The organism is Phreatobacter stygius (genome assembly GCF_005144885.1).
GTDB lineage: Bacteria > Pseudomonadota > Alphaproteobacteria > Rhizobiales > Phreatobacteraceae > Phreatobacter > Phreatobacter stygius.
In genome coordinates this window covers 5,000,817-5,015,217 of the sequence record NZ_CP039690.1, presented here as the reverse complement: position 1 = coordinate 5,015,217, position 14,401 = coordinate 5,000,817, and the positions used below count along the sequence as shown (strand labels likewise).

Here is a 14,401-nt window from a genome sequence, read left to right as displayed (position 1 = left end):
CTAGCGGCCGCGCTCCATCCGCCTGGCCGCCGCGGCGCAGACCGAATTCGGCGCCCGGTCGAGCCGGAAGCGGCGGTCGTCGCGGCCGGCCTGGAGTTCGCGCTCGCCGCCGTCGCAGCCGTTCATGCTGATCCGTCCGTCGGGATCCTCGAGGCTGAGCAGCACGGTCTGCGGCGTGGCATTGCTGGCGATCGAGAACCCGCCACCGTCACATTCGACCGAACAGGTGATGCCGCTGCCGGCGGCGCATTCGCCGTTGGCGCTCCAGAGATTGCGGTCGCCGCGCACGGTGACGAAGATCTGGAACTCGGCCGGCGTCGCAGGTTCGCGCCCGCGTTTCAGCAAGAGGGTCATCGCGGTGACCCGCTGATGCGGATGCGCGGCGAGATGATCGGCGGCGTAGCTGCGGGCATAGCAGATTTCGCCCGATGTCCCGGCCGCCAGGAGGCCGCCGAGCAGGTCGGCGCGTTCGCCGCCGCGCCGAGCGGACTGGGCCGAAGCGCCGGTCGCGAAAAGCTCGGCCGCAACAACAAGCAGTGAGCCGAAAATGAGCGCCGGGCGCGACGCTTTGAACATCGCGCCGCGGCGCCGATCTGTCCCGTCCATGCCGAATTCCCCATCCGCCAAGCCCTTCACGGGCACTGTCACTTGGCAGATGGGTCGGCGCAAGCCTCCGGAAGGTTCAAGTCGGAGGTCGGCTGCAGCCTGAGCCAGACCGCGGCGATAAGCGCGACACTGAACAGGAGCGTCGCAAGGGCGAAGGGCCCGGACGGGCTGACGCGATAGAGCGCGGTGCCAAGCAGCGGCCCGGCCATGGTTCCAGCCCCCAGCGCCGCGTTCAAAAGTCCGGCTGCCCGCCCCTGCGAATGCGCGCCGGTCGCCAGCATGACGGCTGCGGCATTGCTCGGCAGGACGAAGCCGATGCCGATGCCGAGCATGACCAGGGCGGTGCATTGCAAGACCAGCGCGAGGTTGTCCAACGCGGCCGGCACCAGCCCGGCGAGCGCAAAACCGGCGCTGCCGATCACCGCCGCGCCGGCGCCAAGACAGAGCAGCGTCGCAGGCCTCCAGCTCTCGCCCCGCCAGATGACCAGGCTCTGGGCCGCAACAGTCGCGATCGCCAGGACGGTCAAGGCAAAGCCGGCATAGCGGGCAGCGTCCGCGGTCGTCAGATCGAACTGATCCTGCAACCGGAAGGCGGTAAGCTGCTGGATCATGATGGCGGCCATGGCAGCCGCAAGCCCGATCAGAAGATAAGGCCAGAGGCGCATGAGGGCCTGCGCGAAGCCATCGGCTGACGCCGGTGCGTCAGGCTCGGCCGCGTCGTGGCCGTGGGTTGCCGCGGCGCGCGGTTCCGGCAGACGCAGCATGACGGCGATCAGGCTGGCGAGCGACAGGCTGGCAATGCCGATGAACGGCGCGGTGGAACCGAACGGCGTCAAAGCCCAGGCCACGGACGGGCCGACGATCGAGCCGATGCCGAAGGCAGCCCCGATGAGCGCCGCGCCGGTGCTGCGCCGCTCGGCCGGGGCCGAATCCGCCATATAGGCGAAAGCGGCCGGAAACATCCCGCCCCAACTGATATTCAGCATGATCCGCGAGCCGAGCAGCAGGCCATAGACCGCCGCGGCGCTCAGCGCGCCGCCGAGCCCGGCCTGCAGGGTCAGCGCGAAAATGAGGTTGGTGACGATCGCCGCGGCGAGGCCGGTGACGATGAACGGCACACGCCCGTGGCGCTCGCTGAGGCTGCCGAGAAAGGGCGCGGAGGCGACGAAACAGAAGGCCGCGATCGACGCGACCGAACCGATCTCGATATCCGAAAGGCCAATGTCTCGCGCCAGCGGCGGCAGCACCGCGAAGATCGACGACTGACTGACGGCCGACACTGCGATGGCTGCCAGCAAGACAGCGTTGGACCGGATCATCATGCCATTTCCGCCGAAGGCGATCACTGCCCTATGAAACACTCATAGTTGCTACATGAGATAATACGCAATCACTTTTCGTAACGGAAACAGCAACAGGACGGAGGCTGGCGTGCGGCCGGTCCGACCGCGCGGCGCGGCGTCGCCGGCCTTCGCGGAGCAATTCGCCAGGGGCTCGACGAATTGCCGCTGATGCAGTTGGGCGCCGGCGCTCACGCCCCGCAGGAGGGCCCTCCTGAAACCGTTGGCCAGGCGGTGGCGGGCTGGGTGAGCGAGATCCTCGGCAAACCCTGAAAGGCTTTGCGTTCGGGTCTGGAGAGCCGCCGGCTCCGACGGGTCTCCAGCATCCGCCGGCACCTCCGACTTCGCCAAAAGTATTATAAGTTGACCGATCGGCTCAGGAATATAATGCGGCGAGCGCCTTGGTTCCCGGCGAGACGGGATGGAGGCAGCGGTCGCTCCGGGCGCCAGGAGCTTGTTGGGGCTGTCGTCGGGCATGCGCGATGTCCAGGACGGTTGGCGTTGCGGACGCCTGCAGGGCTCGCGCGCCGCGCGGCACCGACACAGGAGAGAGCAGGAGGGCACTTACGCAATAAGAGGAGGATGACATGGCAGTTCAAGTCCCACGGGATTTCCGCCGCGTGATCGTCGCCGCGTCGGTGGGCAACGTCATCGAATGGTATGACTTCTATATCTTCGGCAGCCTGGCTGCGGTTCTGTCGGTCAAGTTCTTCGAACAATCCCATCCGGTCGCAGCGCTCTTGAGCACGATTGCGCTGTTCACCGCCGGCTTCCTGATCCGCCCACTCGGCGCATTCCTCTTCGGATGGATGGGCGACCGGATCGGCCGCAAATACACGTTCCTCGTTACGTTGAGCGGAATGGGACTGGGCACGGGTGCGATCGGGCTGATCCCGACCTATGAGTCGATCGGCCTGACCGCCGCGTTCCTGCTCTTCGCCATGCGGATGATCCAGGGCCTGTGCCTCGGCGGTGAATATGGCGGCGCCATCACCTATGTCGCCGAGCATGTCCCGGATGAAAGGCGGGGCTATTACACCGGCTGGCTGCAGACCTCCCCGACACTCGGGATCGTGGTGTCGCTCGCCGTCATCATCGCGACACGCACCTATTTCGGCGAGGCCGCGTTCAACGCATGGGCCTGGCGTGTTCCGTTCCTGTTGTCCTTCCTGCTGGTCGCCGTCGCGATCTATATCCGGCTCCAACTGCGGGAGACGCCGATCTTCGAGGAGATCAAGGCCAAGGGGCAAATGACCAAAAATCCCTGGAAGGAAGCCTTTCTCAGCGCCAACATCAAATATGTCGGGATCGCCACCATCGTGCTGATCGGGCAAGGCGTGGTCTGGTACAGTGGCCAGTTCTGGGCGTTGTATTACCTGCAGCAGGTCTCCAAGGTCGACCCGCTCACCTCGGCCTATATCGTGGGCGCCGCGCTGCTCATCGCAACGCCGAGCCTGATCTTTTTTGGCTGGCTGTCCGACATCATCGGCCGCAAGCCGGTGATCCTGGGAGGCATGTTGCTCGCCGCGCTGACCTATTATCCGCTGTACCTGTGGCTGGGAGCGGTCACGCAGCCCGGCAATATCAACTATCCCGTCGCCATCTTCATCATCTTCATTCTGGTTTGCTATGTCGGGATGGTCTATGGCCCGGTCGGGGCGTTCCTGGCGGAATATTTCCCCGGCAGGATCCGCTATACCTCGGTATCGGTGCCGTATCATATCGGCAATGGCTGGGGTGGCGGGTTGGTGCCGTTCGTCACCTCGGCGGCCTTCGCGGCGACCGGCAGCATTGGCTATGCGCTGATCTACCCGATCGCGGTTCCCGCGGTGTGCTTCCTGCTCGCCCTCTACCTGATGCCGGAGACCCGCAAGATCAGCATCTGGGAGCCGATCGAGCCGAGACCCGCGCACTGAACCGCCGCCGATGGCCAGGGCCGAGACGGTCCTGGCCATCGACAGTTCAACGCGACCTCGGACGAGGGCCGGACGATCCGCGAAGACCACACCGGGCGAGGCAGACGGCGGGTGCTTGCATCCGCCCTCCCGCTCCTTAAACTGGTCTGGCGATCAGGCCCTGATCGGTTGACTGACAAGACCAATGCGAACAGCTCCGACACGCTCGAAATGGGCCGAATTTCTCGATCTCGAGATCGATCCGGCCAGCGACCGGCCGCTGTTCCAGCAGATCTACCTGATGTTGCGCACGGCGATCGTGTCGAATGCCCTGTCGCCCGGCAGCCGGCTGCCCTCGACCCGGCAACTCGCCGACCGGCTCGATGTGTCCCGCACCTCGGTGCTGACGGCCTATGAGCAATTGATCGCCGAAGGCTATATCGCCGGACAGGCCGGCTCCGGCACCTATGTATCGCATGACGTGCCGCAGGCGATGGCGGTCGCGACGCCGCCGGCGGCGACACTGCGCAAGGCCAGCCGGCGGACGCTGTCGCAGGCCGGTCAGCGCTACATGGCGGTCTCGACCGATCTCACGGTGACCGAACATCTGGCTTTCGGCACTGGCTGCTGTTCGATCGACGCGGTGACGGTGGAAGGCTGGCGCCGGATCAGCGCGCAGGAAATGCGCCGGTTCAATCCGGTCAATCTCGGTTATGCCGATCCGACCGGCGAATACGCGCTGCGCAACGAGGTCGCGCAATATTTGCGGGCGGCGCGCGCCGTGCAATGCGACCCGGAACAGATCATCATCCTGTCCGGCGCCCAGCAGGCGATCGACCTGTCGCTGCGCACCCTGATCGATCCGGGCGATCCCGTCTGGGTCGAGGATCCCGGCTATATGGCGACCCGTGCGGCGCTGATCGCGGCGGGCGCCAAGCTGGTTCCGGTGCCGATCGACAGCGACGGCCTGATGGTCCACGAGGGTATTGCCCGCGCGCCCAAGGCGCGCGCCGTCTTTGTCACCCCTCGCACCAGTTCCCGACCGGCTCGGTCATGGCCATGTCGCGCCGGCTCGACCTGATCGCCTGGGCGGCGAAGAGCGGCGCCTGGATCATCGAGGACGATTACGACAGCGAGTTCCGCTATATCGGCCGGCCGCTGGCCTCGCTCCAGGGCCTCGATCGCGACGGCTGCGTCATCTATGTCGGCACGCTCAGCAAGATCCTGTTTCCCGGCATCCGGCTCGGCTTCGCGGTTCTGCCGGAAAGCCTCATTCCGGTGTTCAAGGCCGCCCGCTATCTGGCCGACCGGCAGCCGCCGACACCGCATCAGACGATCGTCGCCGAATTCATGCGTCAGGGCCTGCTGACCAGCCATATCAGGCGGATGCGCCAGCGTTATCGCGAGGCGCGCGACGTGGTGGTGGACTCGATCAGCCGGGAACTCGGCGACCTGATCGAGATCGAGGTCCCGGAATGCGGCATCCAGCTGGTGCTGCATTTCCGTGAGGCGATCTCGGATCTCGCCGTGACGGCCGAAGCCCGGCGCGCCGGCGTGGTGGTGAAACCGGTGAGCCCGCTCTATCTGGAGGCCGAGCCGCGCAGCGGCCTGGTGCTCGGCTATTCCGGTTTCGACCCGCATCAGCTGCGCGCCGCGGCGGTGAAACTCGCCAAGGCGACGCTGGCGGTGGCGCGCCGCAAGGCGTCCTGACGGGCACCGGCGGCGCCTGATGCCCCAAGTGGCCCGCCGCCACCGCGCAAAGTGGTCGTTGCATCCACTCCCCTCCCACCCAAGACTCCGACCAGTCCGTCTCGGCCGGAGGCGCTCGATCTCGTGGGGACACTTTGATGGAAACGGTTCGCGTCGTCTGCGCTCATGATTGCCCGGACATGTGCTCGCTTCTCGCCCATGTCGAGGATGACAAGGTGATCCGCGTCCAGGGCGATCCCGATCAGCCCTATACCGCCGGTTTTGCCTGCGCCAAGGTCAATCGCGACGCCGAACTCGTGCATTCGCCGGAACGTCTCACCACGCCGCTGCGCCGCACCGGCCCGAAGGGCTCGGGCCAGTTCGAGCCGATCAGCTGGGAGGCCGCGCTCGACGAGATCGCCAGCCGCTGGACGGCGATAATAGCCGAATCCGGACCGGAGGCGCTGCTCGGTTATGCCTATAGCGCCCACCAGGGCCAGATGAACCGGCATATCGTCAACGGCCTGTTCCACGCGCTGGGCGCAAGCCGGCTGCAGGCCGGCACGGTCTGCGACACGTGCTGCGAAACCGCCTGGGATCTGACCCTTGGCCCGGTTGGCAGCGCCGATCCGGAATCGGTCGTCGATTCCGATCTGGTCATCGCCTGGGGCTGCGACCTGATGGCGGTCAACGTGCATTTCTGGGCCAAGGTCGAAGCGCTCCGCAAAAAGGGCGTCAAGGTCGTGGTGATCGACCCTCGGCGCAGCCGTACGGCCGCCAGCGCCGACTGGCACCTGCCGATCCGCATCGGCACCGATGCGGCGCTGGTGCTCGGCATCGTCCATATCCTGGTTCGCGACGGGCTCTGCGACCGCGCCTATCTCGCGGCCAACACGCTCGGCTTCGAGCCATGGGAACGCGACGTCGTGCCACGCTTCACGCCCGAGTACACCGCGGCCGTGACCGGGCTTGCCATCGCCGATATCGAAAAGCTCGCGGCCATGTATGGCGCCGCCAAACGCTCGTTCATCCGCATTGGCGAGGGCATGACACGGCTTGCCAGGGGCGGCCAGGCGCTGCGCGCCGTCGCCTCGCTGCCCGCCGTCACCGGCGCCTATGGCCGTCAGGGCGGCGGCGCGCTGCTGATGACCGCGGCCTCGATGGATTTCAAGTTCGGCTTCGTGAAGAAGCCGTCGGGCCCGGCCACCGCGCGGCAGGTCAATCACCTGAGGCTCGGCGACGATCTCCTGAACCTCAAGGACCCGCCGCTGCGCTCGATCCTGATCGCCGCCAACAATCCGGCGGTGACCTGTCCCGAGGCGAACAAGGTCCGCGCCGGCTTGTCGCGCGAGGACCTGTTCGTGGTGGTGCACGACCCGTTCATGACCGATACGGCGCGTTATGCCGATATCGTGCTGCCGGCCACCACCTATCTGGAGACGCAGGACTTCTATCGCGCCTATGGCAGCTATTACATGCAATATGCGCCGGCGGCCGTCGCCCCGCAGGGGCAGGCCTGGTCGAATTTCCGCCTCGCCCAGGCACTGGCCCGGCGCCTGGGTCTGACCGACCCGGTCTTTCGGATGAGCGAGCAGGAGATCCTGCCGGAATTCTTCCGCGGTGCGACCGGCGCCGTCGCCCATGTCGATCCGGCCAAGGTGATCGGCGGCGGGCCGATCAAGGTGGCGCCGTCGGGCGGCCAGGAATTCCGCACGCCGTCGGGCAAGCTCGAGATCTATTCGGCCGCGCTCGCCGCACAGGGCCTGTCGCCGCTGCCGGACTGGCAGCCCGATGAGGAAGAGGTCCGGGACGCGGCGCGCTGGCCGCTCCGGCTCCTGACCGCGCCGTCCTATTTCCAGCCGCACACCGCCTATTCCGGCGTCCAGTTCCTGCGCAAGCGCGAGGGCGAGCCGTTCTGCGTGCTCAATCCGAGCGATGCGGCGCGCCGCAACCTCGCCGACGGGCAGAAGGTCCGGCTCTACAACGAGCGCGCGGCGGTCGGCCTGATCCTGCGTGTCGGCGACGAGATCACCGAAGGCGTGATCCTGGTGCCCGGCCAGCGGCCGGGCGCGGAAGCGGTCGACGGCACGATCAACATGCTCTGCTCCGACCGGCTGACCGACATGGGCGAAGGTGCCTGCTACCAGAGCACCTTCCTTGATGTCGAAGCCTGGGACCGGCCGGCGGCCCGGGCCTGAACCCTTGCCGGACAGGCCTATTTGGCGTCGTGGAAGATGACGCCGACCGTGTGGCGGCGGCCGGAGCGGATCCGGCTGACGCCGTGGCGCAAATTGACCCGGTAGCTGCCGCGGCTGCCCTTGACCGGCCGGTGATGCACCGCGAAGACCACCGCGTCGCCTTGGCGCAGCGGCACGACCTCGGGCCGCGTCTGCATGCGCGGACGCTGCTCGGTCAGCACGAATTCGCCGCCGGTGAAATCCCTGCCCGGCTCCGACAGCAGGATTGCCACCTGCAGCGGAAAGGCGAGGTCGCCATAGAGATCCTGGTGCAGGCAATTGTAGTCGCCGGGGACATATTGCAGCAGCAATGGCGTCGGCCGCTGCTGACCGGCCCGGTGGCAAAGCGCCAGGAACTCCTGGTGCTCCGCCGGATAACGCGTGTCGATGCCCATGCGCTGGTTCCACTCATTGGCGATCGGCGCAAGGCGCGGATAGAGCGATGTGCGCAGGCCGCCGATCAGGTCGGGCAGCGGATAGGAGAAATATTTGTACTCGCCTTTGCCGAAACCGTGACGCGCCATGACGACATGGCTGCGGAACCGCTTGTCGTCGGGATAGAGCGCCGCGATCTCCCGGCACTCCTCAGGCGTCAGCAGGGCGGGCATGACGGCCGCGCCCTGACTGGCGAGTTCGTCGGCGACCGCGGTCCAGTCGATCATCCCTGCCCGGTCGGCCGGCGTCGCGACGGAGGCTTTGATCTTGGCGATCGCGGTCATGCCGCATTCTCCTTTGCGATCAGCGCGCGCTTGCGCTCGACGCCCCAGCGATAGCCCGACAGCGCGCCATCATTCCTGACGACCCGGTGGCAGGGGATCGCCACCGCGATGGTGTTGGCGGCGCAGGCCTGGGCCACCGCGCGCACCGCCTTCGGCGCGCCGATCCGTTTGGCAAGCTCCGAATAGCTGACGGTCTCGCCCGCCGGGATGTCGCGCAAGGCCTGCCAGACCCGCTGCTGGAACGCCGTGCCGCGCACATCCAGCGGCAGGTCGAGCCCGAGCCCCGGCGCCTCGACAAAACCGACGACCTTGGCGACCAGGCTCTCGAAGGCGACATCGCCGCCGATCAGGCTGGCCTGCGGAAAGCGGTCCTGCAGGTCGCGGGCGAGAGCATCGGGATTGTCGCCCAAAAGAATGGCGCAGACGCCACGCTCGCTCCTGGCCACCAGGATGGAACCGAGTGAACATTCGCCAATGGCGAAATGGATCTCGGTATTGGCGCCGCCGGCGCGATAGTCGGTCGGCTTCATGCCCAGCACCTCGTTGGAGGTTGCATAAAAGCGTCCGTTCGAGTTGAAGCCCGCGCCATAGATCGCCGAGGTGACCGAGGCGCCCGGCCTGACCAGTTCGGCCCGCACCCGTTCGGAGCGATGGGCGCTGGCATAGGCTTTTGGCGTCACGCCGGTGACCGATTTGAACACCCGGTGGAAATGGAACGGACTCATGCCGGCCTCGCGGGCGAGCTCTTCGAGGCGCGGCTCTTCCTCCGCCGCCTCGATGAAACGGCAGATGTCGGCAACCATCGCCGCCTGCTGCTCGGCAAGGCCCGCCTCATTGGGTTTGCAGCGCCGGCAAGGACGGAAACCCGCCCGGGCAGCGGCCTCGCAGGTCAGATGGAAGCTGACATTCTCGGGCTTGGCGTGCCGCGACGGACAGGACGGCCGGCAATAGATTCCAGTCGTCAGGACGCCATAAAAGAAGCGGCCGTCGAAGGCACTGTCGCGGGCGAGAACCGCCTGCCAGCGCGGATCCATTTCGGTCGGAAGCACTGCAGCCGTCGTGCCATCGCATTTCGGCTCGCCGGTCTTGGCGGCGTTGACTGTCGCTGCACTGAGCATGGCGCTCATCCTTGGTTCTTGATCATCCATTGCTGTCTTGCACCGATGTAGCGATCAGCCCGGCCGCCCACACTCCGGCTCTTGCTTTCAAATTCGAAATGCCGGGGCCAATTATTCGAGCGGACCGTGCGCGCGCGTTGCGACCCGTCCTGTGCCCTCAATGTCGGCATGCGGCCGGCCGTGCGCCACCCGTTTCCTGCGCGACCGCCGATCTGACGACGGTCGCCGTCCGGCTGGTCGGTCCGCCCACCGCGTCGCGATCCGGCCCGGACGCAATCAAGATGCCGTGACATGATTGCGTCGGCAGCTCTCCAGGGACAAAACTCCACGATAGTCGAAGCGACGCCGCCGGGTTCCTGGGAGCCTGCCGTGGATCATGCTGTCAAACTCGTATCGCTCGGCACGGCGGTGCCTGATCACGTGCTCACGCAGCGCGACGTCACGGCGGCGGCTCAAGAAGTGTTCGGCCCGCGTTATCCCGGCTTCGGCCCGATGGCCCGCGTCTTCGCCAGCGCCGGCATAAACAAGCGCCATGTGGTGAAGCCATTGGACTGGTTTTTCGAACCACGCGGCTGGCCGGAGCGCACCGAGGCGTTCCTGGAGGGCGCCGGGCGGCTGTTCGTCGATGCCGCCAGCCAGGCCCTCGAAGCCGCCGGCCTCGGAGCCCGCGACATCGATTGCATCGTGACAATATGCTCGACCGGCATCGCCACCCCCAGCCTCGAGGCGCGCGCTGCCAAGGCCATGGGCTTCCGCGACGACGCGCGGCGCGTACCGGTGTTTGGGCTCGGCTGCGCCGGCGGCGTGACCGGCCTGTCGCTTGCCGCCGAACTCGCCCGCGCCCGCCCGGGAACCCATGTGCTTGTCGTGGCGGTGGAGATCTGCAGCCTGGCGTTCCGGCTCGACCAGCTGACCAAGGCCAATATCGTCGCCACCGCCCTGTTCGGCGACGGGGCCGCGGCCTGCGTGCTGCGCGCCGGCCCGGACGGCATCGCCTCGGTCGAAGCCTCGGGCGAACATTGCTGGTCCGATACGCTCGACATCATGGGCTGGAAACTCGATGGCCAGGGCTTCGGCGTCGTCTTCTCCCAGGCGATACCGCCCTTCGTGGAAGCCAATATCGCCACTGCGATCTCCGGCATCCTCAGGCGCGCCGGCCTCGCCAGGCAGGACGTCGGCCGCTTCATCTGTCATCCCGGCGGCACCAAGGTTATCCAGGCGCTGGAACATGCGCTGGCGCTGGGCCAGGGAGCGCTCGACCATGAGCGCCAGGTGCTGAGCGAGTATGGCAACATGTCGGCGCCGAGCGTGCTTTTCGTGCTCGAACGCGCGCTTGAGGCAGGCCTGCCCGAGCGCTCGGTGCTGACCGCGCTCGGACCAGGCTTCACCGCGAGCTGCGCAGTCCTGAAGAGCGCAGCGTGACGCTCAACCTCGTCATCCTGGCGCTGGTCACGGCCGCGCGTGCTGCCGAGCTTCTGCTCGCCCGACGCAACACCATCAGGCTGATCAGGCGAGGCGCGGTGGAATTCGGCGCGGGGCACTACCCGCTCGTCGTCGCCCTGCACGCCGCCTGGCTTGGCGGGCTCTGGCTGCTCGCCCGCGACCAGCCGATCCAGCCGATCTGGCTCGTCCTGTTCGCGCTCCTGCAAGTTGGCCGCGTCTGGGTGCTGATGACGCTCGGGGAGCGCTGGACCACCCGCATCATCGTCGAGCCGGCACGCCCCTTGATCCGGACCGGGCCCTATCGCTTCCTGGCCCATCCCAACTATGCGGTGGTGGCCGGCGAGATCGCGGTTCTGCCGCTCGCCTTCGCGCTCGTGTGTTACGCCGCCGCGTTCTCTGTTCTCAATGCCATGATCCTCGCCATCCGCATCAGGGCCGAGAATGCAGCACTCAACCGACCGGTCGGATAGTCAGGCAGCAGACGCGCCATCCGTTCCCATGAGGACCTGGATGGGCTTCGCCATGATGTGCCTCGGCATGTTCATGGCGATCCTCGACATCCAGGTCGTCGCCACCTCGATGCCGACCATTCAGGCAGCGCTCGCCGTCGAGCCCGACCGGATCAGCTTCGTCCAGACCGCCTATCTGATCGCGGAAGTCGTCGCCATTCCGCTGACCGGCTTCCTCACCCGTGTCCTGACCATGCGCTGGCTGTTCGTCTCGGCGCTCAGCGTGTTCACGCTCGCCTCGATCGGCTGCGCGGCCAGCCAGAGCTTCGCGGCGCTGGTCGCGTGGCGGGTCCTGCAGGGCTTTTCCGGCGGCACCTTGATCCCGACGGTCTTTTCCGCCGTGTTCCTGATGTTCCCCGACCGGCAGCAGGCCCTCGCCACCACCATCGCCGGCGTGCTGGCGGTGCTGGCGCCGACCGTCGGGCCGATCGTCGGCGGCTGGATTACCGAGACCTGGTCCTGGCACTGGCTGTTCCTGATCAATGTGGCGCCGGGCGTGGTCGCGGCGCGGGCGGCAAGCCGACTGCTGCCGGTCGAAGCCCTTGAAGTCGGGGCGACCAGGAGGCTCGACCTCGTCTCGCTCGTGCTGATGGCGACGGCGCTTGCCGCCCTGATCCTCGGCCTGAAGGAAGCGCCGCAGCGCGGCTGGCTGTCCGCGCCCGTCTCAGGCCTCTTGGCGCTCTCGGCCGTGGGCCTTGCCGGCTTCCTCGCCCGCACCCTGAAAGGTCCATTTCCGATCGTGAGTCTGAGAACCTTTGGCGATCCCGGCTTTGCAGTCGGCTGCACCCTGAGTTTCGTGCTTGGCATCGGGCTGTTCGGTTCGGTCTATATGATGCCGGTCTTCCTGGCGGTGGCCCATGGCTATGGCGCCTTGGCCATCGGCACGATCATGTTGGTGACCGGCATCGCCCAGCTTGCCACCGCGCCGCTCGCCGTGGCGCTGGAACGGCGCATTGATGCGCGCCTCTTGTCTGCGTTTGGCTTCCTCACCTTCGCCATCGGCCTTGGCGCCAGCGCGGTCCAGACCCCGGAAACGGACTATGACGGGATGTTCTGGCCGCAGGTCATCCGGGGCGTGGCCATCATGTTCTGCCTCCTGCCGCCGACCCGCATGGCGCTCGGGCATCTCGCGCCGGAGGCGGTGCCGGATGCCAGCGGGCTGTTCAACCTGATGCGCAATCTCGGCGGCGCGATCGGACTGGCGCTGATCGACACGGTCATTTTCAGCCGCGCGCCTGTTCATGCCTCGGCGATCGTCGAGCGGCTCAAGGCCGGCGATCCCGCGACCGCCAAAGCGCTTGGCCTGCCGCCTGAAATCGTCGCCGCGGGCGGGCCCGGCGCTATCGGCGACGAGGTGAAGCTGATGCTGCAGCCGATGATCGAAAAGCTCGCCTTTGTCTACGCGATGAACGAGGCCTGGGGCCTGGTGGCGCTGATCACCTTCGCGGCGATAGCGAGCCTGGCTCTCGTCCGGCCCGACGCCCGCTGACGTCGCGCCACCCATCCTGGCTCAGGCAGCCACCTCGGCGCGCGCGGGGCCTTGCGCGCTCCGCCGCCGCTTCACCACGCCGACCCACCAGTCGCCGAGCGCATCGATGACCGGCATGAGCTTGCGCCCGTCGGCGGTGAGTTCGTATTCGACCCGCGGCGGCACCTCGGGATAGACGGTACGGGAGACCACGCCGATCGCTTCCAGCTCGCGCAGATCCAGCGTCAGCATGCGCTGGGAAATCTTCGGCATATCCCGGCGCAGGTCGCTGAACCGTTTCGGCCCGTCCTTCAGATAATAGACCACCAGGCTGCGCCACCGTCCGCCCAGCACACGCATGGCGTCTTCGATGGGGCATTCGGACAGGCTCTCTTTCATCGCCTCACCTCAGTATAAAAAATGTAACCGCACAACATTATTGTGCCTTCTTTACAGCGAAACCGGGCCACCGCATATCCATCGCGTCATCATTGCTTCACAGCGCAAAAGGAATTTCGCAATGGAACCGGTTCTTTTCTACGGCGTTCCGCATGGTTGCTCGTTCGGGTCGATCGTCGCACTGGAGTGGTTGAATCAGCCTTATCGTCTCTGCCGAATCGACATGCTGGACAAGCCCAAGGGTTATTCCCGCTTCAACCCGTCACAGCAAACGCCCGCTCTCCTGCTCGAGTCCGGCGAAACTTTGGGCGAAAGCCTGGCCGTTCTTCATCATATCGCGGCGCGCGACCTCGATCGGAAACTCGGTTTTGCGCAGGGCACGCCGGACTTCGACCGGCTGAACCGGGCGCTGGCCTTCCTCCATACCGAACTGCACGCTGCCTTCTCGCCCGCCTGGGCCGCTTTCAAGGTGGCCGACGGCGCACCCGAGAAAGATATGTTGCGGACCATGGGGCGCAACAATGCCGCCCATAGCTTGGCCCATCTCGACGCCGTGCTGGCCGACAGGGACTGGCTGGTCGGAAATCATCGCACCGTCGCCGACGCCTATCTGGTCGGCATCGCGCGCTGGGCCGAAGATCTCCGTCTGTTCGAGCTCGCCCGCGACTATCCGCGCCTGCATGCCCATCTGCAGAAGCTGGAAGCGGACGAGGCGGTCATCTTCGCCCATGCCATCGAAGACGAGCGGCCGGTCAAAAGCAGCGGACGGTTCCAGAGCCACGTGACGGTCGAGGAGTTGCTGCCGCGTCTTGCGGCGTAGGCGGTTCCCCTTGGTCCGAGCGGTTTGATCCATCGGCCTGCCGGGGCGCCCTCCCGGCAGGCGCGATCAGCCGCCATGGATCTTGCCGAGGGTGACACGCCCTTCACGCCGCCAGCCCGGAGACCCAGCCGGATGACACCGGCCCGGTGGAGGCGACG

14 protein-coding genes are annotated in these 14,401 nt (G+C 66.7%); 8 read left to right on the top strand and 6 right to left on the bottom strand.

Annotated features, from left to right (window positions below; all coding sequences use genetic code 11):
- Genes E8M01_RS23565 through E8M01_RS23555 form a run of 3 tightly spaced genes read right to left on the bottom strand, consistent with a single transcriptional unit; the run spans position 1 to position 2,423 of the window.
- Positions 1 to 606: a hypothetical protein gene (locus E8M01_RS23565; protein ID WP_136962396.1), complete on the bottom strand. Its 606-nt coding sequence runs from the start codon at positions 604 to 606 to the stop codon at positions 1 to 3.
- Positions 607 to 644: 38 nt separating this feature from the next.
- Entirely contained in the window at positions 645 to 1,928 is a 1,284-nt protein-coding gene (locus E8M01_RS23560) for an MFS transporter (protein ID WP_136962395.1), read from the bottom strand.
- Between the two features lie 48 nt (positions 1,929 to 1,976).
- Positions 1,977 to 2,423 (bottom strand): hypothetical protein, encoded by a 447-nt coding sequence (locus E8M01_RS23555; RefSeq protein WP_136962394.1) that lies wholly within the window; start codon positions 2,421 to 2,423, stop codon positions 1,977 to 1,979.
- 110 nt (positions 2,424 to 2,533) lie between these two features.
- On the opposite strand from E8M01_RS23555, the gene E8M01_RS23550 reads away from it, so the two are divergent.
- The 4 genes from E8M01_RS23550 (at position 2,534) to E8M01_RS23535 (ending at position 7,728) form a co-directional block, all read left to right on the top strand.
- On the top strand, positions 2,534 to 3,862 hold the full coding sequence (locus E8M01_RS23550; protein WP_136962393.1) for an MFS transporter: 1,329 nt from the start codon (positions 2,534 to 2,536) through the stop codon (positions 3,860 to 3,862).
- 184 nt (positions 3,863 to 4,046) lie between these two features.
- Positions 4,047 to 4,922 carry an aminotransferase-like domain-containing protein gene (locus tag E8M01_RS23545; protein WP_136962392.1) on the top strand — a complete coding sequence of 292 codons (876 nt, stop codon included), beginning with the start codon at positions 4,047 to 4,049 and terminating at the stop codon, positions 4,920 to 4,922.
- Positions 4,895 to 5,551, top strand: coding sequence for an aminotransferase-like domain-containing protein (locus tag E8M01_RS23540; protein ID WP_136962391.1), 657 nt, complete (start codon positions 4,895 to 4,897; stop codon positions 5,549 to 5,551). Before E8M01_RS23545 ends, E8M01_RS23540 begins: the two co-directional genes overlap by 28 nt.
- A gap of 137 nt (positions 5,552 to 5,688) precedes the next feature.
- Complete coding sequence (locus tag E8M01_RS23535) at positions 5,689 to 7,728, top strand: molybdopterin-containing oxidoreductase family protein (RefSeq protein ID WP_136962390.1); 2,040 nt, start codon at positions 5,689 to 5,691, stop codon at positions 7,726 to 7,728.
- A gap of 17 nt (positions 7,729 to 7,745) precedes the next feature.
- On the opposite strand, the gene E8M01_RS23530 is transcribed toward E8M01_RS23535, so the two are convergent.
- Both E8M01_RS23530 and ada read right to left on the bottom strand, forming a co-directional pair.
- The gene (locus E8M01_RS23530) at positions 7,746 to 8,429 is read right to left on the bottom strand and encodes a 2OG-Fe(II) oxygenase (RefSeq protein WP_425467749.1); all 684 of its coding nucleotides are present in this window, start codon (positions 8,427 to 8,429) and stop codon (positions 7,746 to 7,748) included.
- A 53-nt stretch (positions 8,430 to 8,482) separates the two neighbouring features.
- Positions 8,483 to 9,520: a bifunctional DNA-binding transcriptional regulator/O6-methylguanine-DNA methyltransferase Ada gene (gene ada, locus E8M01_RS23525; protein WP_136964778.1), complete on the bottom strand. Its 1,038-nt coding sequence runs from the start codon at positions 9,518 to 9,520 to the stop codon at positions 8,483 to 8,485.
- Between the two features lie 453 nt (positions 9,521 to 9,973).
- On the opposite strand from ada, the gene E8M01_RS23520 reads away from it, so the two are divergent.
- Genes E8M01_RS23520 through E8M01_RS23510 form a run of 3 tightly spaced genes read left to right on the top strand, consistent with a single transcriptional unit; the run spans position 9,974 to position 13,045 of the window.
- Positions 9,974 to 11,026 carry a type III polyketide synthase gene (locus E8M01_RS23520; protein WP_136962388.1) on the top strand — a complete coding sequence of 351 codons (1,053 nt, stop codon included), beginning with the start codon at positions 9,974 to 9,976 and terminating at the stop codon, positions 11,024 to 11,026.
- Positions 11,023 to 11,517: an isoprenylcysteine carboxyl methyltransferase family protein gene (locus E8M01_RS23515; protein ID WP_136962387.1), complete on the top strand. Its 495-nt coding sequence runs from the start codon at positions 11,023 to 11,025 to the stop codon at positions 11,515 to 11,517. The genes E8M01_RS23520 and E8M01_RS23515 overlap by 4 nt, the downstream gene beginning before the upstream one ends.
- A gap of 40 nt (positions 11,518 to 11,557) precedes the next feature.
- Positions 11,558 to 13,045: a DHA2 family efflux MFS transporter permease subunit gene (locus E8M01_RS23510; protein ID WP_425467680.1), complete on the top strand. Its 1,488-nt coding sequence runs from the start codon at positions 11,558 to 11,560 to the stop codon at positions 13,043 to 13,045.
- A gap of 21 nt (positions 13,046 to 13,066) precedes the next feature.
- On the opposite strand, the gene E8M01_RS23505 is transcribed toward E8M01_RS23510, so the two are convergent.
- Entirely contained in the window at positions 13,067 to 13,423 is a 357-nt protein-coding gene (locus E8M01_RS23505) for a winged helix-turn-helix transcriptional regulator (RefSeq protein WP_136962385.1), read from the bottom strand.
- Between E8M01_RS23505 and E8M01_RS23500 the strand changes: the two genes are divergently transcribed.
- Positions 13,383 to 14,243: a glutathione S-transferase family protein gene (locus E8M01_RS23500; protein WP_246088405.1), complete on the top strand. Its 861-nt coding sequence runs from the start codon at positions 13,383 to 13,385 to the stop codon at positions 14,241 to 14,243. The two genes, E8M01_RS23505 and E8M01_RS23500, sit on opposite strands and share 41 nt — an antisense overlap.
- The last annotated feature ends 158 nt before the right edge of the window (positions 14,244 to 14,401 follow it).

Excerpts from the sequence above, each read along its gene's own strand:
- E8M01_RS23500 (WP_246088405.1), top strand. The coding sequence starts at position 13,383 with ATGGCGTCTTCGATGGGGCATTCGGACAGGCTCTCTTTCATCGCCTCA.
- E8M01_RS23530 (WP_425467749.1), bottom strand. The coding sequence starts at position 8,429 with ATGATCGACTGGACCGCGGTCGCCGACGAACTCGCCAGTCAGGGCGCG.
- E8M01_RS23505 (WP_136962385.1), bottom strand. The coding sequence starts at position 13,423 with ATGAAAGAGAGCCTGTCCGAATGCCCCATCGAAGACGCCATGCGTGTG.
- ada (WP_136964778.1), bottom strand. The coding sequence starts at position 9,520 with ATGGATCCGCGCTGGCAGGCGGTTCTCGCCCGCGACAGTGCCTTCGAC.
- E8M01_RS23565 (WP_136962396.1), bottom strand. The coding sequence starts at position 606 with ATGGACGGGACAGATCGGCGCCGCGGCGCGATGTTCAAAGCGTCGCGC.
- E8M01_RS23535 (WP_136962390.1), top strand. The coding sequence starts at position 5,689 with ATGGAAACGGTTCGCGTCGTCTGCGCTCATGATTGCCCGGACATGTGC.
- E8M01_RS23545 (WP_136962392.1), top strand. The coding sequence starts at position 4,047 with ATGCGAACAGCTCCGACACGCTCGAAATGGGCCGAATTTCTCGATCTC.
- E8M01_RS23560 (WP_136962395.1), bottom strand. The coding sequence starts at position 1,928 with ATGATGATCCGGTCCAACGCTGTCTTGCTGGCAGCCATCGCAGTGTCG.
- E8M01_RS23555 (WP_136962394.1), bottom strand. The coding sequence starts at position 2,423 with ATGCCCGACGACAGCCCCAACAAGCTCCTGGCGCCCGGAGCGACCGCT.
- E8M01_RS23550 (WP_136962393.1), top strand. The coding sequence starts at position 2,534 with ATGGCAGTTCAAGTCCCACGGGATTTCCGCCGCGTGATCGTCGCCGCG.
- E8M01_RS23540 (WP_136962391.1), top strand. The coding sequence starts at position 4,895 with ATGGCCATGTCGCGCCGGCTCGACCTGATCGCCTGGGCGGCGAAGAGC.
- E8M01_RS23510 (WP_425467680.1), top strand. The coding sequence starts at position 11,558 with ATGGGCTTCGCCATGATGTGCCTCGGCATGTTCATGGCGATCCTCGAC.